Here is a 21,106-nt window from a genome sequence, read left to right as displayed (position 1 = left end):
CAGACCACCAGGATTGCAGAGTCGATTTACGCGTTTATTGGGAGGATAGTGATCAAATATCCGAACAATTCACGTCCCGCCATGATCCGCAACCTGGGCGACATCTTAGAAGGGCTCGCTATTTCAGGTAGCATGGTGGAAGCCTCTGCGGGCCCGGCCGGGCCTGCCCATGAACTGTTTAGGACTTACATATGAGTAGGCATTCGGACGCCTTCATTCAGCTCGATCGTACATTCTCCAAAATCCTGCTCGCTTCTGATGCTACCGATGACACCGACCTAGGCGGCCTCCATGGTGGGCAAGGGGAACTCTCCTGGCTTGACCTCCTGGGTCACAATCGAGTGGTTCTGTTGTCCGAGGCGGGTTCAGGAAAAACTGCTGAAATCCGTAATGTCGCTTTAGAGCTTCGCAGCCAGGGCAAATCCGCATTCTTTCTTCGCATCGAGAACGTAACCGCGGACGTTGAAGACGCCTTTGAGGTGGGCACGCATGAAGAGTTCGAGGCCTGGATCGATTCAGGCTCTGAGGGCTGGCTGCTCATGGATTCCCCCGGTGTCAGGTTAGTTGTCGCCTCTCCGGTTTTTCCTAAAAAAGCATATCAGGGGCGGAAAGAGACTGGTCGTGCCGTATTATTCACCTGAACGCAGAGCCGCATTACTCAAGATGCTGCTTCCCCCACTGAACCTGTCGATGGCCGAGGTATCCCGGCGCGAAGGGGTCAGCGAAATGTCTTTGTCCAACTGGCGCAAGCAGCTCAGTTCTGAAGGAAGTGCAGTGTCCGAAAACAAGCCATTGACCGAGAACTGGTCAGCCGAAACCAAGTTTGCTGTCGTGCTTGAAGCCGCCAGTTTGTCCGAGATCGACCTGGGTGAGTACTGTCGCCGCAAAGGCCTTTACCCCGAGCAAATCACGGCCTGGCGACAAGCTTTCATCGCCGGCCAGAAGTCGGAAAAGGCCCAGCTAAAAGAAGACCGGGAGCAGTCGCGCAAAGACAAGAAACGCATCCAGCAACTTGAGCGCGAACTGCGCCGCAAAGACAAGGCGCTCGCTGAAACAGCGGCGTTGTTGGTGCTGCGAAAAAAGCTCAACGACTACTGGGGGACCGACAACGAGGACAACTGACGCCTTTGCCAGAACGGCAGTTACTGGTTGACTGGCTGAGCCAAGCGGTCGCGGCGGGAGCCAGAAAAATCAGGGCCTGCCGGGAGGTCGGTCTATCGCTGCGGACCTTGCAGCGGTGGAATGAAACAGACGTTATCCAGGCCGATGCCCGAACGACTGTCACACGGCCAACGCCGCGAAATGCACTAAGCGAGCTCGAGCGACAGACGATTGTGACGCTGTGCAACAGCTCTGATTACGCTCATCTGCCGCCGAGCCAGATCGTGCCGCGCCTGGCTGACCAAGGCCGCTATCTGGCATCGGAGGCGACGTTTTATCGCGTCTTGCGAGCGGCGGGTCAACAGCAACACCGAGGCCGTAGCCAACGCCCCAGGCGGCACGCCGCACCAACGACGCATGCGGCCATAGGGCCCAATCAGGTGTGGTCATGGGACATCACGTACCTGCCGTCGCCGGTACGTGGCAAGTATTACTACCTCTATTTGATCGAGGATATTTACAGCCGCAAGGCTGTGGGCTGGGAGGTCTATGACGCGGAAAGCGGCGAGAAAGCTGCCGCGCTGCTGCAACGCAGCGTGATCGGCGAACAGTGTTTACACGAACCGCTGGTGCTGCACTCGGACAACGGCGCGCCGATGAAATCGGTGACGCTGTTGAGCAAGATGTACGAACTGGGCATCACGCCCTCACGGGGACGACCGCGGGTGAGCAACGATAATCCCTACTCGGAGTCGTTGTTTAGAACGCTAAAATACTGCCCGCAATGGCCGCAGGATGGTTTTGGCAGTCTGGACGCCGCACGAGCGTGGGTGAGGGATTTCATGCGTTGGTACAACAATGAACACCGGCATAGCCGTATCCGCTTCGTCACACCGGCTGAGCGGCATCGAGGACTTGACCATCAGGTCCTGGCTCGGCGACATGAGCTGTACGAACAAGCCAAGGAGCAAAAGCCGGAACGGTGGTCGGGTCGAACACGAAACTGGGAGCCGATCGGCACCGTGCTGTTGAACCCGGATCGAGAGCAGCAACTCGAGAAAAAAGCGGCATAGTTAGACGGTTGATGCGACAACTACCTTGAAAAACGCCGGATTCTGTCGACGAGGCTCGGCTGAATGATCCAAAAGATTTTGAACGGGCAGTTAAAAAGCTTGCCCGCCTGACCCGCAACATTGCATCCCATATGCACGTACTCATCACCGGACGAAGTACAGCATGGCGCGCAAGGACAGATCTTGCGCTTTGCGAGACGGCCTTTGCATTTGAACCTGCAGCTCGGCAAACATTTGTCACAACGGATGACGGCTCTGGAAATGTTGTTCAGACGGTACCAAGCCAATCACAACCGGATACGGCGTTCCTCCTGGTGACGTTGGATGACATCCATGGTGAGCAGGTTGATCGCTTCCTAACGGCCACTGGCGTTCAAGACATCAAAGCATTTCGTGCAGCAGTGGATCGCAAAGAAGCATGGTCGCTCACCACACGCCCTCTGGACTTCCTGGAACTCGTCGACTTCTGGCTTGAGCACAACCGAATAGGCTCCCGCTTGGAACTGATGCAGAGCAGCATTAACCGCCGCTTCGAAGAACGAGACCAAGATAGGGCGGAACAAAAGCCCATCGCCCCGGATAGACTCAGGGAGGGTGTTCGCCTGATCGCAGCGGCCACCACACTGGGGCAAACTTCTGCAATTCGCGTCCCGGATGGAGACGCCAATAAATCTGGAATTCCGATTCGCGACGTCCTTAAGGATTGGAACGACACAGAATCAGCAGCATTGCTGAGCCGGCCAATTTTTGAGCCTGGTATCTACGGGACAGTGCGTTTTCACCATCGAACTGTCCGCGAATATCTAACAGCCGAATGGCTCCACACGCTCATTCTTGGTGCGGCGTCACGAGTTAAGATCGAGAACCTATTCTTCCGGACGCAATACGGGCTGGAGGTGATCAATCCATCCATGCGCCCAGTGCTGCCGTGGTTGGCGCTCTTAGATGAGCGCATATGTGCTCGGCTAGAGGAAGTTGCTCCAGAGGTGTTTTTTGAGGGAGGCGATCCAGGACAACTCCCTCTGAGCACTCGTCGTAGAGTGCTGCGCAAAGCGTGCGAGCACTTGGCGCAGCCGGCTCACAGCTGGACGATGACTGACTATTCGGCCGTACAGCGATTCGCGCACCACGATCTCACTGAAGACATCAAAGAACTTCTGGCGCAATACGGTACCTACGATGACATCGCCTGGTTCCTTCTAAGAATGGTCTGGCAGGGCGAGGTGATTGGCGCGCTCGAAGAGACGAAGCGATTTGCCCTCAATTCCCCGCACAAACACACCCGCATAGCTGCAATCCGAGCAGTGATCGATCTTGGGACGCCGCAAGATCTCGCAGACATCCGCATAGGCCTGTTGACGGGTGACTCGAAGGTGAACCGGGACTGGTTAGCTGAGCTTGTGGATGGACTGCCGCTCGACAACCAGTGGCTTCCCTGGCTGGTGGAGGCGCTAGAGCGATCCGCGGACAAGGAACGTTTTAGCGGTAGGGACGACTTGGCGACCAAGCTTTCATCATTGGCAGCAGAATCGCCGCTGGAAAGTCTTCCCAACTTCATTCGCGGAATCAGTGCGCTGCTGAACAAACCACCCACTGAGACCCAGGGTTTCAGCACTATTTCTCAGCGATACAGCTGGCTTGTCGAGATTGCCGGCGTAGGCGTGCTTCGTTTGCTCCAGGCACGCGATCCGTCAGCGCTCGACGAGTCAGTTCTCGCGATCCTGAGTATCCTTGCCCAGATGCATAGCCACGAAGAGCGGGCCGCTCGTGAGCTTGGCGAAGCACTCAGGGAAATCGTGACTACGTGGCCTCAACTCGACTACCACCTTTTCTGGTACGACGTTGCCTTGGCTCGGAAAGGACAAGTACATCGCGAGCCTGTAGTTAATGTTTGGCAATTACTCGGTTTCCAGCCATTTTGGTCGCTGAATAGGGAAAACTTCGACGTCGCCTGTGATCAGATCGTTAGCCTGACTGAAAATGACGACCGCCTGATGGCGCTCAGCATGGCATTCAATATCTACTCGCAACATGGAACCCCACCCTCGTGGAAGGTCAAGCTCCAACAGGTGACCGAGAACCACGTCGACCTCCGCGAGAAGCTTGAGCTGCTGCTGCATCCACCTGAACGGCCCGTGAAGGAGTGGGAAACCCAACAGGCTCGGTGGAAGCAAGAAGCGGCCAAACGCAAAGCTGAAGAAGAGGGAAATCGACAGGCGTGGAGAGAAGGGCTCGCGGCCAATGTGGGGTTGATTAACAGCTCTAATCCAGGCGTCATGAACCGTAATCAGGCGTATCTGATGGAACGGATGCGTGAAGACTCCTCGTCATTGAACACTCGAAGTACCGGGCATTGGCAATCACTCATCGCGGAATTCGGCACGTCGGTGGCACAGGCATTCCGAGACGGTGCCGTCAGATTTTGGCGGGAATATCGTCCGAAGTTGCCCTCCGAAGGGGCTGCGCCGAATTCAACGCCATATCAGGTGATATTTGGACTGATTGGTCTGGCTATCGAGGCTGAAGAACAGCTATCTACGTTCTCACAGATGTCCACTGAGGACGCAAAACTCGCTATCCGTTACGCCCTGCGCGAGCTGAATGGCTTTCCAGATTGGCTTGGGGAGCTGGCTAGGATTCACCCACTGCAGATCCAAGAAATTGTGTTGCGCGAGATCGAATATGAGTTAGACGCAGAGTATTCGGACTCTTACAACAACGAGGCGATTCGCAAAGTGCGCTCATCTGGTGACTGGATGTGGGAGGTCTTAGCTGTCCCACTCCTAGCCCGGCTAGGACACCCCATCAAAACCCTCGAGGCGCTGCAGCGAGTGTTGGGCATCGTACAGAACTCGTCAGTTGATGATGAAACCTTGGCGGATCTTGCTTCCAAGCGAGCAGTGGAAGAAGTCGACCTGGAAATGGCGCCGAGCTGGTACGCCGTGTGGATCGGCACGAATCCTGGGATTGCTATCCTAGCGCTGGCTGCCCGAATCGACTCGCTGCCATCAGACGCAGAAAAGGCGAAGTTCGCGATGCTTTGCTTGACGGCCATCGTGGGGAGCTACACTAACAGCCGCTGCCGCCAGAACTACAAAACGGTAGAGCATGCCAAGACTCTGTACCTGCTGACCCATACTCATGTACGGATCGAGGATGACATTGACCGGACGGGGGGAGGTGTCTACTCACCAGGCCTGAGAGACGACGCCCAAGACGCTCGTGATGGACTTCTGGCATTCATTCGCGAGACGCCGGGGAAAGAAGCATTTCTTGCCTTGGAGGAAATCGCCCACGCACATCCCGCGGAACGGCTGCGGCCATGGAGCGCTTATTACGCGCAGCAGAAAGCTACGGCTGATTCGCAGACACCACCCTGGGAACCCGCAAAGGTCATCGAATTCCATAACTCATTGGAAAGCACGCCGTCCACCCATCGAGAACTCTGGAACTTGGCCATCGATCGGCTGCTGGATTTGAAGCATGATCTCGAAGATGGCGACTCGAGCTACGCGGAGCTTTTGTTACTGACCAATCAGGAAACCTCCGTCCGGAAGTTCATTGGTAACTGGTTGAGAGATCGCGCGGCCGGGCGGTACGTCATTCCGCAGGAAGAGCAGCTGGCTGACGACAAGCGCCCTGATTACCGATTCGAGAACAGCCAGGTGTACGCGCCAGTACCCGTGGAGCTGAAGCTGTCGCAAAACTGGAGTGGGCCTGCACACTTCGAACGGCTCGAGAATCAGCTCTGCAGAGACTATCTGCGCGATGTCAGCTCAAGCTGCGGCATCTTTTTGATTGTCGATCATGGCGGCCAGGCTACCTGGGAGACCCCGAACGAGGGGCCGGTAAGGTTTGAAGGCCTCGTCACGGCACTGCAGGAGCACTGGCTGACCATTGCCTGGAGGTTTCCCAGCGTTGAGGACATCCAGGTCATCGGAATTGATCTTACTAAGCGAGGGGGGCGGGCAGCGTTGAAAGCCATAGAGGCCAACCGAGCTCAAGTGGAGGCGACCCGAGGGGGCAGTGGGATGAAGCCTTGAGTTAAGCGGGGCTCTGGTCACTGAGAAATAAGTGCCACGACCAAGACGCAATGTTTTATAGGTCTGATTGAGTGACGATGGCAAGACTCCAATCGTCACCAGCTCACTGAGCATGATGAGATCGCTCGGGCGCAACCCTTTTTGAGCCCACCTTGTTTCAGGGTAACCGTCCGGCCATCCCGCGTTACGGTGCCTTCCGATAACTCGTTCCCACACGTTCATTCAGTCGTGATTGAGATATCGGGAGCAACGGGACAGGCTACTGGCTGATTTTGAATGACCCACATGTTGCCTCCGAAATCACCCGTAAGGTCATCATTTTTTGAATGCTAGGGTGGGCCAATGAATTCCGGTAGCCTGGTTCACAATCCCATCAGCGCCGACAGACAGTGATCATTGGCGCTGCCCAGTAACCAGGAGTGGACGGCATGTTGGTGAAGCTTGACCTGAATACAAATGACCTCGAAACCCTGCTCAGGCAAGCGCGAGGATTTCACCCCGAAATGGATGATGCGCGAGAGAAGCAGCGTCTCACAGAGGCTCTCGACCAGCTGGCCGACGCTTTGGAAATGGCAATGGGTCAGTCACAGCTATAAAAAGCCATCTACACGGCACTGCAAGGCATGGCATGGCATGGCATGGCATGGCATTATGCCTCTATCGATCTGGGCTGGTTAATCAGTCCAATCTCCAGACGCGCTTGATGGCGCCTGCGACCACGCACCCTGTATTCGAATTCATGTTGATGTTTATAAGGACTTAAATGGACTTTTACGTTGTTGGTCGAGATGATCGATTTCCCCCGACCGCCAGAAACTGCGCATATTTAAAATATGACCGATGGAACGACTATGATTTCGTGACGATGTTTTACGTCATCATCTACGACCAAAGCGGCGTCGAGCATGACTTAGGGAATGTGAAGATAGGTTTTCGCGGGCAGACCAAAGACACCAGTACCATGTCGAAGCTGCAGCTTCACTTTCCTGAACTGTCGGATGAGTTCTTTTCTCTTGGCAATAACGTTGAGTACTACAACAAGCTTGCCAACAGCGTACCTAAGCCGCTCGCAAAAGAGTACGTAGCGGGCATGAGAGATCTCGCGGCAAACCCTGAATTGCTTGAAAGCGTGATCGATGAGGAAGTTCTTTCTATATCACTGCTACGAGACGTGAGTCTGCCGAGCATCAAGCAGCAGTTCGTGCGCGTCTTGAGCGGTGGTGCGGTACGTACGAACTATGACTTCATTTATGAGAAATCAGGAGGGGAGGATACGGCAGGCATTGAGCTGAAATTCAGTGTGGAAGCCGAATCGGCACCTTCCAGCAATGTCCATGCACTCATTGGGCGAAATGGCATTGGTAAAACAACGATTCTCAACGGGATCGTAAAGGCCGCTCTCGGCCAGGGGAATACTCAAGATAGGCTGTACCATACTGGGCAGTGGCATATGGAGCGTATTCCCATCACGCGTGAATATTTCAGCAGCGTGGTCTCTGTGTCCTTTAGTGCCTTTGACCCATTCAGTCCGCCGCCAGATCAACCTGACCCATCAAAGGGCACATGCTTTTATTACGTGGGCTTGAAACGCCCCACTGAGCATGGTTACGAACTGAAGGGATCTTCGGAGCTTAAAAGCGAATATGTAAAGGCACTGCAAGCGTGCTTCAGAGATGATTATAAAAGGCGCATGTGGGAAAAAGCCGTAAAGAGCCTGCAGTCGGATGACAATTTTGCCCAGATGGAAATGCTGACCCAGGTGGAGCTGTCGAGTGCCAAGTACATTGATGCAGCCGAATTGCTTTTTTCCACGCTCAGCTCGGGGCATGCCATCGTCCTCCTGACCATTGCCAAGTTGGTTGAGCGGGTAGAGGAGAAAACACTGGTTCTGCTGGACGAGCCCGAAAGCCACCTTCATCCGCCTTTGCTGTCCGCTTTCATCAGGGCCCTGAACGATTTGATGCTCGATCGCAATGGCGTGGCAATCATTGCCACACATTCGCCCGTCGTGCTTCAGGAGATTCCGTCCTCCTGTGCCTGGAAAGTCAATCGAAAGGGGCTCTCTGCCGCCGCCAAACGCCCGCAAATTGAGACATTTGGAGAAAATGTTGGCGTACTGACGCGCGAAGTCTTCGGCTTGGAAGTTCAGCTGTCCGGTTTTCACACCATTCTTCAGGCTGCGGTAGACGAAGGCGAAACGTTTGACAAAATTCTTCGGAAATTTGATGGGAGATTAGGCTTCGAGGCCCAAGCTATCCTGCGAGCGCTTATTGCAGACCGTGACTCGAAGGCGAACGACAGTCATTCGAAGGCGACCCCATGAAGAGAATGAATATTCAGGACTACGAGCCTGACTTCTCCTTCCGCCAATGTGTATCGGCAATTAACGAAGTATCTGACAGAGATCGGATGCTGAGCGAAATAGAATTTTTCAAGACCGCGGCGCTGGCTTACCTTGAGCATGCAAAAGCAGGCTCAGCCTGTACGATTCCTCCTTTACGAACAGCGAGAGGGGAGGATCCAATTGTCGTCGCTGACATAAAAAAGTCCGAGCTTGTCAAACTGTATGAATACTACATGGTGAAACGAGAGCCTGGACGCTCCCTTTATAACGCCATTCTAGTATCTGCTCATGATGTTTGCCCTCTTTGTGGGCTGGCTACGGATGTTAAGACACTCGATCATTATCTGCCAAAGGCAAACTACCCGCAGCTTTCCGTGCTGCCTTACAATCTCGTGCCTGCCTGTAGGGACTGCAATACTGATAAGGGCAATCCGATCATCACCAATCCTGCGCAACAGCATATCCACCCTTATTACGATCAGGCGTGCTTCCACGAGGACACATGGATCAAAGCCGAGGTCACTCACGAAACGCCCTGCGCTATTCAGTATAAAGTGTGCCCGCCTGATGAGTGGCTGGAGGTGAATAAAAAGCGAGCTTCGAATCACTTCGATTTTTTCAACATCGCACGGCGTTATCGAGTGCGCGCTGCCGAAGACTTGGGAACCCTGGTTGATCAGCGAAGAGGCCATATGAAAAACCTGGCGCCTGAGGTGTTCCGTGAGCAACTGCGTTCCGTTGCGCAAAGCCAAAGCCTGCCCGCTAATCATTGGAGAAAGGTCATGTATAGGGCTTTGGTGGATGATGAATGGTTCTGCAGTGCTGAGTTATGAATCGAGCCGTAGTTATCGCAGCAGGACTGATGGCCCGGGAGCGTAAGCTTTGACCACCAAGGTGGTCGTGAACAAGTGAATGAGTGGCAGGGCGCCAAGCCAGCGCCCGATGCTTTTGTCCAGTTTGAGTTGAGGCGCCTACCACTTGGTACCGCGCCGCAACTCATGACCGACGCACATGAGTCGAAGGACGACGGAGCATCCACCGTCTTTTCAGAGCAGGTCTGCATGTCAACCTGCGGGCGATACTAGACCGCAGTTGACTCTGAAAATCCAGGGGCAAGCAGTGCGTTATCCACGCCTACAAGCACCTCATGATTCCTGAGCCACAGTCGGTACTCTGGGCCTCTGAGGCTGTGATCAGGTGAGCAGTCAACACTCCACTGGCGCAGGGTGTAGCCGGCAGTCAGCGCTTGAACAGTCATCCTCAGCACGCCCTCCTGCATCTCGTAGTCCAAGTGAGTTACTTCAGGCCGAGGTTGGTCAGGATGATGCACCATTTCCAGCGTCACCTGATGGTTCCATTGGTTATCGGATTCCCGCGTTTCATAGTCCAGTGGCACGTCGTTATCGAGAGTCCGCGGCTCGATGATCCGGGTGACAACAAAGTCTCGGAACTCTTGCGTTTTTCGATCAAAGCCACGTACATGCCATCGCAGCCCGTTGTCTACCAGCACATGCGGCACAATTACGCGCTCGCTTGCACCGCTTAAAGACTCGTAGCGGATGAGTAGGGGCTGCCGTTGAAAGATGGCCCGCGTCACTACGCCCAGCGTTTCAAGGCTTGGATTACCCAGGCGTGCGGGCTGCAGAGCAGGCACCCCTGCGGCCCACACACCAGGAAAACCGTCCGCAAACCCCTGAGACAGCCAAGTCATTACCCGTTGCGAGCTGAAGCTGTACATGGGCTTGAAGCTCGGGGTTATGAAAAAGGTCTTGGCTCTGACGTCGTAGCTCAAGTTGCCTGGATTCAAGCTGGTATACAGGGCCAGATCCCGGGTCGCTGACGCAGCCTTTATCTGGAAACGCCTCACCAGCATCTGCCGTCGCACTTCCCCTAGAAACCACAGGTTCAGCTCGATGTAGGCAAGGCGCTCCTGCTGCGCCTGCGAGTGATCTGCAATGTCTTTGGTCATCAAATCGTCTACGTTCTATTTTCTGGTTGCGATGCTTAGAGGCATAAAGCTAGTATCCGTCACACCACCTCATAATGATTCGGTTCTGGCTTGGCCGGTGCCAACGGCTCGACAAGGAATTCGTGGGCTGAATATGAACGACCTTTCTAACATGGCAGAGCCTCCTAACACGAGGAATGGTGACCTGGTCGATCTGACAGCCCACCAACGCAACTTGCTGCTCTTGCGCCCGATTTTGCGCCTTGACATCAATAAGTCGATGCACCGCGGTGACGATGATTCCAAGGTGTTGGAGGGGCTGGATACCAATTACCTCTGCCTTGCCTCGCTTTTCTACATGATGGAAGGTGCTGCAATTAATCAGGGGTACACCCTCACCGAGGTACGTGATCACTTGATGGTCACCGCCGGCAGTATGCGCGCCGAGCTCAGCGAGCCCGCCAGATTGCGTGTGGCGGAAGTCGTGCTGGATACGTTGAGTAACGCCACCAATAAATACGCAGCACACCGTGAATCGTATTTTCACGCGCCCTCCGGTGAGACCAAAGAGTTCACCTTCAAGCTGGTTCGCTTGGAGCAGGATCATGAAGGTACCGTGCGCTTCACCCCGACCGAGCAGGGCTATGTAGTGCTCATGGGGATGCTAGATCTTGAAATTGAGGATTATCAGGTTCTCATCGAAAAGATGCTGGTTCACCTCATCGAAAACGGACGTTTTGAGCAAGCACTGGAGCTCGCGAATCGCGCACGTTTGCTGTCAATTGAGCACCGACAAATGATCCGAGAGATGATTCGCCAGGCCAATCGTTCACCGGGCACTGTAAATTGGCGCAAAGACATCAGCCCGCGGTTGAGTGAAGCACGCCATCACGTCTCAGAGCGCCAATCGGTCGATCATCACATGATGGAGTCGCTTGCCACCAAAATTCGCGGCATGGACAACCCGAACGCCATCGCCCCACTGGCCAAGCTCAACCTTCAACTGCAACGCGCCAACCTGCAGCGTTTGAACCTGCTGAATGACATTGGAGGGGCGGGTGATCGTTTTCTTCAGGGGCAGGCGTTGGGCTTTCGGGCTCGGCGCCGCTCTGGCTTGCCCGACATAGACCTTCAGCTGCTGCCAGCGCTCATGGAAAAGCCTCTGAGTGCAATCTCCAGCGTCACAGAAGACCTTTTACTCAGCTTCTACCCTGCAGTCCCCCCCAAGATTTTTGATTTGTCGACCTTATTGGATGCGCTTTTGGAGCGACGGGACGCTTACGTGTACGAGGGCGACGAAGAGGAAGTCGATGGGGAAATTGCAGAGTTTGTGCAGATCCCCAATCCCTTCTCGACTGAGGTTATTGCAACGGCCCTCGCATGGCTCGACGTGAAGATGCATTCCGGGCAGACCTGGCACCTTGGGCAACTGATCGAACTCGCTGAGCGTGAAGGCCTGTCGTTCGTGGAGCGTAAAGCTGTTGCCTACGAGCTCTATCGAGCCTACGCCGACAGCGAGTCACGCTACCCCCATCTTCATGCCCACGTGAGCGGTGAGTTCGAAACTTCCGTGGTATCAGGCGACGACCTGAAATATGTCATCAAGCAGGAGAGCAGTAATGAGCAGCAGTGATAGCCAGGATGCAGCCACGCTGCTCTACAAGGCAATGGCGGTCGCGGCCAATCCTGCAAACGACGCAGACTACCGGCATTTGGTGGCAAGGTTTCGCGGTGAACGCCTGTTCGCGGAGGTGGTCAACGGAGTCGCTGCCGGCATGGAGTTGGTCATTCTCGACGTGAGTGAGCGAGGGTTGGTGATTGCTCCTACGGGCAGAAACAGCCGCTTTTCACTGCGCCCGTCTGACTTGCGGCGATCCATGTCAGAGCAGGACAAGGTAGCCATGGTACTGATCCATCTCGCGATTGCTGCAGTGTTCTATCCCACTACAGACCACATAGAAGACGAGGGGCGAGCCCCATTTCCGAGCACCTTGGCCGAGATAAGAGACAAGGTTCTTGCCATCGCGAATTCCCTGCGTTCATCCGCTGAAGGCGATAGTTACGCCGCGGAACAGCTTCGCCCGGGCTGGAGCTTCCTTCTGGATCTTCCAGTGTTCATACCTGGTGCTGAGCGGGCGTCAATGAAGTCTGTGGATGGGATCGTGAGGGTTTGCCTGCTTCGGCTGCATGACTATGGGTTGGTCAGAAAGGAGGGCAATGAGGAAATGCGCGACAAGACCATTTTTACGCCCACACACCAGCTACGCGTGCAGTTGCGCGAATTGACCCTACCGAACCTCTTTAAAGCTGTCGCCGCAGCTGCCGCTCCCTCCAATCAAGGATGACCTATGCGCATTTCAAGGATCTACGTAGACCGGTTCGGATCCCCCACCAGCTGGTATGAGGAGATGACGTTCGACCTGTGTGACCCTGCAACAGGCGAGCCGATCGACAGTTGCATGAACCTTGAGAATGCTGGGGGCAAAACCTCACTGCTCTCTTACATTTTCAGCTGCTTTGAGCCCAAGCAGGAGCGCTGGTTGCAGCATCTGCAGTCCAAATCCCACAGTTTCAGGGATTACTTCTCCCGCGATGTCAGGCCATCCTTCATCGCCATTGAATGGGTGATGCCTCCACGTAGCGCTAACGGGCAGTCTTACCGAGTGGTCATCGGTCAGGCAGTTCAAGTGAAGGAGGCCGCAGACCGGGCGTCAGAGGTTGATCGCCGTTTTTTTGCTTTTGAAGCCAGCTCTGGCCTGGCATGGGAAGACTTGCCGGTTCCGGGCCTTTCCCTCGCGCCGGTTCAGTCGATGCAGGCCTTCTTGAATTGGGCACATCAAAACGCTCGGCTGGAGAGCCAGGGCGACTTCTACCTCAGCCACAACCAGGGAGAGTGGGTTTCGCACCTGGAGCAGCGCCGACTGATCGACGTTGAACTGCTGAGCATGCAGCTGTCCTTTAACAGCCGTGAAGGCGGAAGCGAAGAGGGTTTTCTGTCTTTCAGCTCCGAAAGCGACCTCGTTACGAAACTGTTGAATTTGTCGATGAATCAAGAGCACACCAGCGCGCTCAGAGACATGGTCGTCCAGACGATGGATAGGCTTAAGTCAAAGCCAAAGTATGAAGCCCGCTTGTACGAACTGCAGCGCCTTCAGCAGGCCATGACACCCTTCGGAGAAAGCGCAGCTGCCTTCCTTGGAGCCAAGGCCGCTCTGTTGGCCGTGGAGCAGGATGCGGCTGACATCGTATTCACGATGCGTGATCAGATAAGTGCCCTGGATGTGCGGTTGACGAAGGCGAACAATGCAGTCGACCAGCTTGAGCAACTCGCAAGCAAAGCAGATGACGAGGCGGCTTTTGCCAAGCGTAATCACTTCTCGCTGCAGAGGCTCAAGCTGTCTCGTGAAGATCAGGCCGCCAAGCAGCGTACCGATGAATTGCAGCAGACATTCAAAGCTGGATTGGTGCGGCTTGACTGCCTCAACGGTGCGCTGGTCAAGCGAGACATCTTCAACGTGGAGAAGGTGATTGCCGAGCTGGAAAGTCAAACAGCTGCGCTCAAGGAAGAACTGAGGCCTTTTGAGAACGAGGCCTCTCAGAACGGCGCCATGCTTCGTTTCCTGATTCAACAGCACACTGACAGGTACCAGCAAACACGCTCTTCAATGCTTGCGCAGGAGACAGAACTGAAAGCGGGCCTCTTGCGCATCGCTCAACAGCGAAACCAGTGCAGCAGCAGGGTGGCTGAGCTCAGTGGCACGAAGGGGAAGATTGAAGAGCGTATTCGGGCAGCGAACCAGATACTGGACGGGTTGATCGAAAATGGCTGGCTGCTGCCAACCGATATCGACGTGAGCTCAGCGATTACGCGTCTGAGGACAGTCATCACCGAGCTTGAATCCACGCTCGATGAGTTGCGTGAGCAGCGGCTGGTGAAAAAAGCATGTTTAGATGATGCGCAAGCGCAAACCTCTTCGGCCCAGCAAGACATCACTCATGCGCAACATGCATTGACTACGTTGAAGCAGCGCCTGAACGAATATGATCGTAACGTTGAGAACTTGCACAATGACCCTGTTTTGACCTTGTTGGTCGACGGTCAATGTGATCCTCACTCGTCCGCACTGGTCACTCATGTTCAGCAGTTTATCGAGTCGACCCGAAGCGAACTCTCTAACTGCGCCATCCGCCTCAAACAGCTGCACGAACAGCAGGAGTCGATCGAACAGACCGGCTTGGCCGGGCGCAGTGATGACGTTGATAGGGTAGTGCGTGCGCTCAACTCGGCTGGCATACGCTCTGCCAGGGCAACCAACACCTATGTCGCTGATCTGCGAACCGACGCTGAGGAGGCGAGGGCGCTCGTCTTGTCAGATCCGGCGCGGTTTCTCGGTGTCAATGTCGCGAAGGAAGAGTGGAACAAAGCGATTCAAGTCGGACAGTCCCTGCAGCTGCCCCTCTCCCTGCCTGTGACGCTGGCAGTGGCGAGCCTGGATGCCGAACCTGCTTCTGAAGATCGTTACGTCTTCGGGCCAGAAAAGGACTCGCTTTTCAATAAGGCCGCTGCCGCCCAGTTGTTGGTAGATTGCCAGGCCCTGATCGAGCAGACTCACGTCGAGCATGACGCTTTCTCTGCCCGGGAGAGGCAAGCTCAGTCGGCGCTTGCCTCCCTTCAACGCTTTCAGCGCGATTACACGCGCGAGGCTATTCAACAGATCGAATTGGAAGTTGAGCAACGCCAAGAAGAAATCGAGTCTGCGACGGCGAAGCGGACTGCGCTGATTGAGCTCACTGACCGCTTGACTCATGAGCTTGAAGCGCTGAGTGCGCGTATCGAAGCGCTCCCGGCTCAGATTCAGGCCCACGAGAACGGCCTCAAGCGTCTGTCTGATTACGCGGCCAGCTGGGAACCCCAGGTTGAAGCGGGGCGTCGAGAACTGCTAGAAATCAACCGAGAGATGAATCAAATCACCGCGTTGCTGGATGAGCTTCGGGAGGATGAAGGCGTTCACTCACTGAGATTGGAAGAGGTTCGCCTGGATCTGGTTGACGTTGCCGCTACTGTCTCCGAGCTACAGCGTGAGTTTGGGCAAGTTACGCGGTATGACGCCGATTTCGACGCCGAGGGCTGTCTACAAGAAACGGGATATGACCTCAGCGTCATTCGGACGCTGTATTCAAACGCCATGAGGATGCTGACCGCGGAGGAAAACCATAAGCTCGGCGTCGTCAGTTACCAACTGAGAGACCAGCGCGACCGATCTACTCAATTGGCAGCGCTATTCCTCAAGGAGTATGGCCGTCTTGACGACGCGTTCATCACGGAGCTCGCCCTGAGTGAGATCGACATCGGAGCAGAAATCGACTCGCAGAAAAAGCTGAACACACGGCTTGATGGCGAGAAGGAGAGAGCGGTTCATGACGCAGCTGTAACGGGCTCAGTGTTGAACAGTTTCATCCGCGAGCACGCCCCTGAAGAGCCTTCAGAAGACATGCGCAGACTCAGTGATGAGGAAGTCTCCAATGCCTTGGAGCGTGAGTTGGCTGCTGCGGTGGCGCGAGGCGCTGAGGCCGAAACTCTTCGCCGGCAAATCACTCAACAACGTATCGACAGCGCCGCCGATGAGAAGCGCAAGGATGCCCTGGTCGTCCAGGTCAATTTTGTAGCGTCGGCATTCCCTGCTACCAATGCCGAACCCAAACTGATCCCGCTGGACGGAGATATCCAACGGCGCGTAACCGCTTTGGTAGAAATGCGAACCGCGCGAGATGCAGCAGTGAAAAACTGCAGTATCGAGACAAGCAGGGCGCATCGAGACTTGGTCAGGGTCGCCACGCACAGCGATTTCATTGCCGTAGAGCCTGAGGTCTCGATGCACATCAGTCAGGACGATTTTGACAAAGCATGTACCGACCATGATCGCTTGGCTGAAATGATCCATGACCGGATTGCTTCGGTCATGGATCAGCTGAACGAAATGATTCCTGACTTCGAGAGCTGCGTGAATGAGGTCTACAACCAGGCGACGTCGGCGAGCTCTTTGGTCAAATATGCCTCAGGAATCACCATGCCCGCCGGAACGCCTTATGTGGGTGGCAAAGAAATCCTGAAGATGTCGGCCAACCTTTCTGCGAAGAGCTCGGAGCAGCGCAAGCTCGAAATCCGCCACTATCTGAACAGTCAGATCGAGGATGGCGTCGTCCCAAGCAGTGGGGCGGACATCATCACGCAGTGCCTGTTGCGCTTTACGAACGAGAAGTCGTTTGGGCTGCACATGCTGAAAATGGAGCAGAACATCGATTTTCAGTATCAGCCTGTGAATGCCATGAAGAAGTCAGGTGGCCAAGGGACTGTCATCGCGACGTTCCTCTACATGCTGGTCAGTCATATGCGTGTGAGCACACAGACACAAGCAAAACGCGGCGGTGGCGGGCCCTTGCTTCTGGACAACCCCTTCGCAAACGTCCAGACCAGAGCCCTCATCGATGCGCAGAGAAAGCTGGCAACCAGCCTCGGTATCCAGCTGATCTGCTTTACCGCCAATGCGGATGCCAACATCCTCGAAGGGTTCAGGCGGATCATCCGGCTTCGTAAGGCCGGCGTTAATAGCAAGACAAAACGCACGCATATCGAGATGGCCAGGGCGACCTTTGCTGAGGCGGCGGTATAACCATGAGCGCTGCATTTTTGAAAACGCTTGGGCTGGAAGCAGGGAAGCGCGTGACGCTACCGACGCTCAGAACCCTCTGGCTTGCAGCTTATCCGGAGCAGGTCGAGACGCCGAACCGGGATGCTCAGTTGCTCGAAGCGTTGCGGCTAGGAGAGTCTGAGGGTTTGCTGAAATTACCCGGCGCGGGGGGCTTCGAAAAGCTTGGCCACCCTCCAATGCCCAAGGCCATTACCTTGTTGCGAGAAGAAAAGCAGAAGTCGACATTCGACTACAACAGCGTTTCATGGCTGCCGGAGATTGGGTTCTGGCCTAGCCTGTCATTGAGCGAGCAAGCAACAGCTTTTATGGTCAACGAGTGGCTGATCAAGCGCCGCGGTCGATTCCTGCAGGTGCCGTTGCGTGAGCGGTCGCTGGAAATTTTCGGGGATGAGAAATTTCTCGACGCCCGGGTGCGCAATGGAGCGCTCTTTGGTGGTCGCATGCCCTTAAGTGTCATCGGAGCGATGCGGGTTGAGCACCCGCTTGCTTACCGACCTTCAGACGCCGTTGGAGCACCTGTGCTCGTGGTCGAAAACCACCACACGTTCTGGAGCCTGGGAGAGTGGAACGAGCAGGCCAAGCGCTACAGCGCCATCGTCTATGGTGGTGGAAATACGATTTGCGCGTCCGGTCTGGCTTTGCTGGAGGTCATGAGAGAGCGAGATGCCCAAAGTGCAGAATACTTCGGTGACATCGATCCTGAAGGTCTGAATATTCCCTTGAAATTCAATCATTTGCATCGACTTCAGTTGACGCCGAGCATTGGCTTTTACCGCCTATTGCTAGAAGTGGGGCGGCGCCGGGATTCTGTGTCACTGAACGCTGAACACCGACATTTAGTGAAATCTTGGTTGCCGGATTTCTCTGGGCAGATCACTGAGCTCTGGGAGGAGGGGTACTGGTTACCTCAAGAAGGTGTAGGGCTGGAACAACTGATGGAAAGCTGATACTCAACGCCAACGCGTAACGCTGGAAATAACGTAATGAAGGTTCTAGGACGGGGAATCCGAGACTCGACCTCAGCCATTGTTTCGCTATCCTCCAGATCGCAAATGATAGGGAACCTCGCTGTGAACATTGCTGATCTCATTGACAACGGGTGAGTTTTCGATGAAGGAGACTGTTGGACCTTAGGCTGAGGGCATCCTTTTCAAACCATCCAAAGCATGCCCTCAGATGTGCCCCCAATGTAGCAATCTACCGGAAGTGAATGGAGCTCCATGGTTTGTGGAAAGGCAGAAATGATCAACCGAACAGCCTGCCAGACGACGTCTAAAGACTCTCAGGGTCGCCAAAAAACATTTGAACACGGCCATGGGGCGGCCTTTCAGGCTGGTTTTGTTGGAGAAATGCCCCCAGATTTGCCCCTATTTTGAGTGACTGGATGGGGGGCGTAAATGGGGACTCGGGCATTTTTAGCTAGCCACCGCTCTCTCATGATTGTATGCCCCATGTTCGTTTACGGCCATTCATCAAAACGAGCAGAACTGAGCAAAGCGCCGTTTCAGAATCAGCTGTTATCCCGCTAGTACATGGCGAGCGGATACGTGGTGGCGCACGTATCCGCCAGCAGAACTGCGCGCTCAGCATCCGACGCCGCTTGACCTATAGTTCTAATCGGACTGGATGTATGTGAGCTAGTCTCTCAATGGGAAGAAACCATATCGGCCGTGGCCCCGATTTTTAGTGAAGTGTTGATAATTTAGCGCCGGGATTACGGACATATTAGGCTCTTGGTTCTCAAAAATTATGATTTGAGAGTCTTTGAAGCTGTCCGCAATATCGCGATAGAAAGCGTAGATGAGGTCACCAGAGACTTCGTCGCGCTCGTCCTCCGGTAGTTCGTCTCCCTCTTTGTAAGTAGTCAGTGGCGAGTCGAGCACCACGAAGCCAGGATGCCGACCAGAGAGCTTCAACAGATTCATTAACCCCAGAACAAAGGCAGAGAACGCAACAGCCCGATACCCCTTACCAAAATGACCTCTCGCGCTGCCACCGATAGTGATGTCCCTCGTTTTGAAATCGAAGTCCACTGGAAGGTAATTTGGGAATCCCCAGCGGCCAAGGATTGACTGAATCTCCGAAACCAGTGGCTTCACGGCGTCTTCAAAGCTATCAGCGGTGTACCCATCTTGTTCCTCCAGCAGAAGAAGGCCCAGCCGTTTCAACTCTTCGGTTAGTTTGGCCTTAGCGGCTACTCGCTCATCCAGAGCAGTCAAATCATGCTTGATGCACGAGGAAAGCTCCTTGAGGTCACTGACGGCCTGTACTGAATCCTGGAGCTCTGAGGCTATCTGCTTCTCCAATGTAGCAATAGCGGCTTTCGAGGACTGCGCGCTGGAGGTGTTTCGTTCAATTGCCGCAGACAGGGAGCCCTGAGCCTCCGAAAGCTCATGAATATTCTTCGAAATACGATCGAGCTCGAAGGAAACACCCTTCCGGATGTCATCTACATCAGATGTACACGTGTCAGAGTCGAATTTGTTACCGCAGGTGGGACAGAGCACCGTATCGGAAGCATCAAGCAGGGTTGCCGCTTGTTCAATTCCAACAAGTCGTTGCCGGTCTGATTCATACTTTTGGCCAAGCATGCTGAATCGGCTTAGGAGCGCCTTATCCTCAGATACTTTGACTTCGGCCACCTCTAGTTCGGAGATGCGCCGTGCTTTCTGTTCAAAAAGACCACCACTTGACTCGAAAGCACTTTTCAATTCGGCCTCAGCCAAGCCCAATCGAACAGTCACTTGGCTTTTGAAGGAGTTCAGCTTTTGAAGCTCTTGAAGTTGAGCGCCGTCATCATCCGGATAGAATTTCCTTACAATCTCTTCAACGGCATCTACCTTGTGCTTTAACAATGCTTTTGAAGCCAAATCCCTCTTTGCACTCTTCACCGCAGAATCGTCCTGCCCTGTGAGCAGCAATTTCAATATTGACTTCTCTTTGGTTTTTTCCGAATTCTGGCCGGTACCCAATGGTGAATATTCAGCAACGATCCTTGACTCATCAATCAGAAGAGTCTTTTCAAAATCACGAAATGAAAAAGAGCTGCTATTCAGTGATTCGGCACCTGAAAGCAACAACTTCCCATCGAGTCCCATCTTGTGCAAAAAATGGCTGGATATGGTATCTGTTCTTTTTGCACTGTGCTTTGCGCCTAGAACCGAAACTATTCCATTTTCATCTACGAGAGTGGCTTTCGCGTTCGTTACTAACGGTCGCTCTAGGGTAAAGAGGCTTCCATCATCGTTTTCAAACTTGAGTCTAACGGAGGTATAGCCCCTCGAAAGAGCAATTGGCTTTGGCGGTTCGGTCGCACCCAAAGCAAACTTGATGCATTGAACAATATAAGACTTGCCCGTGTCGGATCCACCTTGAACGACATTGGCACCTTTCGTGAAATAAACAGAAGCATCGGGGAGTTCAGGGCCACTAACAACAACACTTTCAATAAACATCAGACCACCCTGTCAATTTTATAAATAGTGCTGCGCTGAGCCGTGAGGTGGTCAAAATTCGCCTCAATCCACGAAACCCGACGCCGAAAATCGGTGTGATAATCAGAAGAGAGCTTGCCGGCAAAATCACTGCCTTCCTTGGTTGTATAATATCGAACACCAAGTTCATCCACTTGGGAGCTAACGAGCCCTTTCGAAGTGAAGAGCTTTATGGCGGCCGGGAAAATTTCACGCCTTCGAACAAGTTCAGCTAGACGATTCAGCAATACTGGATGCAGGCTTGGCTCACCCTGAAAGTCACCACTATAAATCGACGCATAGTCAAAAAATACAAGGTCATCCACATCAAGTTTCCGACCAAGCCCAGCAAGCAACAGAACGATTCTCGCTCCGACTTCTACAGAGCTATTAAACACATCCCTGGAACTCATG

The 21,106-nt window shown here is 54.2% G+C and carries 11 protein-coding genes and 2 pseudogenes; 10 read left to right on the top strand and 3 right to left on the bottom strand.

The genetic code is table 11. The features are described 5' to 3' along the window. Positions 1 to 191 precede the first annotated feature (191 nt). From DKB71_RS17765 to DKB71_RS17740, 6 genes and pseudogenes are all read left to right on the top strand, one after another. Positions 192 to 548, top strand: a pseudogene (locus DKB71_RS17765) (hypothetical protein); the annotation flags it as partial. Between the two features lie 115 nt (positions 549 to 663). After that, positions 664 to 2,174, top strand: a protein-coding gene (locus DKB71_RS17760) for an IS3 family transposase (RefSeq protein WP_408601123.1) whose coding sequence is annotated in 2 segments (ribosomal slippage) — positions 664 to 1,084 and positions 1,084 to 2,174 — 1,512 coding nt in all. Because the reading frame shifts where the segments join, the coding sequence is not laid out codon by codon here. Positions 2,175 to 2,212: 38 nt separating this feature from the next. After that, positions 2,213 to 6,217: pseudogene (locus tag DKB71_RS17755) on the top strand (hypothetical protein); the annotation flags it as partial. 428 nt (positions 6,218 to 6,645) lie between these two features. Beyond that, positions 6,646 to 6,813 (top strand): hypothetical protein, encoded by a 168-nt coding sequence (locus DKB71_RS17750; protein WP_191630971.1) that lies wholly within the window; start codon positions 6,646 to 6,648, stop codon positions 6,811 to 6,813. A gap of 167 nt (positions 6,814 to 6,980) precedes the next feature. Further along, positions 6,981 to 8,540 (top strand): AAA family ATPase, encoded by a 1,560-nt coding sequence (locus tag DKB71_RS17745; protein WP_408596258.1) that lies wholly within the window; start codon positions 6,981 to 6,983, stop codon positions 8,538 to 8,540. Next, positions 8,537 to 9,394 carry an HNH endonuclease gene (locus DKB71_RS17740; RefSeq protein WP_408596256.1) on the top strand — a complete coding sequence of 286 codons (858 nt, stop codon included), beginning with the start codon at positions 8,537 to 8,539 and terminating at the stop codon, positions 9,392 to 9,394. The genes DKB71_RS17745 and DKB71_RS17740 overlap by 4 nt, the downstream gene beginning before the upstream one ends. A gap of 248 nt (positions 9,395 to 9,642) precedes the next feature. On the opposite strand, the gene DKB71_RS17735 is transcribed toward DKB71_RS17740, so the two are convergent. Next, entirely contained in the window at positions 9,643 to 10,533 is an 891-nt protein-coding gene (locus tag DKB71_RS17735) for a helix-turn-helix transcriptional regulator (RefSeq protein WP_408596254.1), read from the bottom strand. 130 nt (positions 10,534 to 10,663) lie between these two features. Between DKB71_RS17735 and DKB71_RS17730 the strand changes: the two genes are divergently transcribed. From DKB71_RS17730 to DKB71_RS17715, 4 genes are all read left to right on the top strand, one after another. Continuing rightward, entirely contained in the window at positions 10,664 to 12,142 is a 1,479-nt protein-coding gene (locus DKB71_RS17730) for a hypothetical protein (RefSeq protein ID WP_150652725.1), read from the top strand. Then, positions 12,129 to 12,854: a hypothetical protein gene (locus DKB71_RS17725; protein ID WP_150652724.1), complete on the top strand. Its 726-nt coding sequence runs from the start codon at positions 12,129 to 12,131 to the stop codon at positions 12,852 to 12,854. The genes DKB71_RS17730 and DKB71_RS17725 overlap by 14 nt, the downstream gene beginning before the upstream one ends. A gap of 63 nt (positions 12,855 to 12,917) precedes the next feature. After that, complete coding sequence (locus DKB71_RS17720) at positions 12,918 to 17,180, top strand: hypothetical protein (protein WP_408596251.1); 4,263 nt, start codon at positions 12,918 to 12,920, stop codon at positions 17,178 to 17,180. A 2-nt stretch (positions 17,181 to 17,182) separates the two neighbouring features. Further along, complete coding sequence (locus DKB71_RS17715) at positions 17,183 to 18,166, top strand: Wadjet anti-phage system protein JetD domain-containing protein (RefSeq protein ID WP_408596249.1); 984 nt, start codon at positions 17,183 to 17,185, stop codon at positions 18,164 to 18,166. A gap of 690 nt (positions 18,167 to 18,856) precedes the next feature. On the opposite strand, the gene DKB71_RS17710 is transcribed toward DKB71_RS17715, so the two are convergent. Next, positions 18,857 to 20,674, bottom strand: coding sequence for a hypothetical protein (locus DKB71_RS17710; protein WP_408596248.1), 1,818 nt, complete (start codon positions 20,672 to 20,674; stop codon positions 18,857 to 18,859). Further along, on the bottom strand, positions 20,674 to 21,105 hold the full coding sequence (locus DKB71_RS17705; protein ID WP_408596246.1) for an ABC-three component system middle component 2: 432 nt from the start codon (positions 21,103 to 21,105) through the stop codon (positions 20,674 to 20,676). The genes DKB71_RS17710 and DKB71_RS17705 overlap by 1 nt, the downstream gene beginning before the upstream one ends. Position 21,106 lies beyond the last annotated feature (1 nt).

Source organism: Pseudomonas sp. PLMAX (assembly GCF_046042685.1).
GTDB lineage: Bacteria > Pseudomonadota > Gammaproteobacteria > Pseudomonadales > Pseudomonadaceae > Aquipseudomonas > Aquipseudomonas putida_AE.
The sequence above is the reverse complement of the archived record's forward strand: the minus strand, read 5'-3'. Positions and strand labels throughout refer to the sequence as shown.

Bases quoted from the DNA above. Each gene is read 5' to 3' on its own strand.
- DKB71_RS17715 (WP_408596249.1), top strand. From the start codon at position 17,183: ATGAGCGCTGCATTTTTGAAAACGCTTGGGCTGGAAGCAGGGAAGCGC.
- DKB71_RS17730 (WP_150652725.1), top strand. From the start codon at position 10,664: ATGAACGACCTTTCTAACATGGCAGAGCCTCCTAACACGAGGAATGGT.
- DKB71_RS17750 (WP_191630971.1), top strand. From the start codon at position 6,646: ATGTTGGTGAAGCTTGACCTGAATACAAATGACCTCGAAACCCTGCTC.
- DKB71_RS17710 (WP_408596248.1), bottom strand. From the start codon at position 20,674: ATGTTTATTGAAAGTGTTGTTGTTAGTGGCCCTGAACTCCCCGATGCT.
- DKB71_RS17720 (WP_408596251.1), top strand. From the start codon at position 12,918: ATGACGTTCGACCTGTGTGACCCTGCAACAGGCGAGCCGATCGACAGT.
- DKB71_RS17745 (WP_408596258.1), top strand. From the start codon at position 6,981: ATGGACTTTTACGTTGTTGGTCGAGATGATCGATTTCCCCCGACCGCC.
- DKB71_RS17740 (WP_408596256.1), top strand. From the start codon at position 8,537: ATGAAGAGAATGAATATTCAGGACTACGAGCCTGACTTCTCCTTCCGC.
- DKB71_RS17705 (WP_408596246.1), bottom strand. From the start codon at position 21,105: ATGAGTTCCAGGGATGTGTTTAATAGCTCTGTAGAAGTCGGAGCGAGA.
- DKB71_RS17725 (WP_150652724.1), top strand. From the start codon at position 12,129: ATGAGCAGCAGTGATAGCCAGGATGCAGCCACGCTGCTCTACAAGGCA.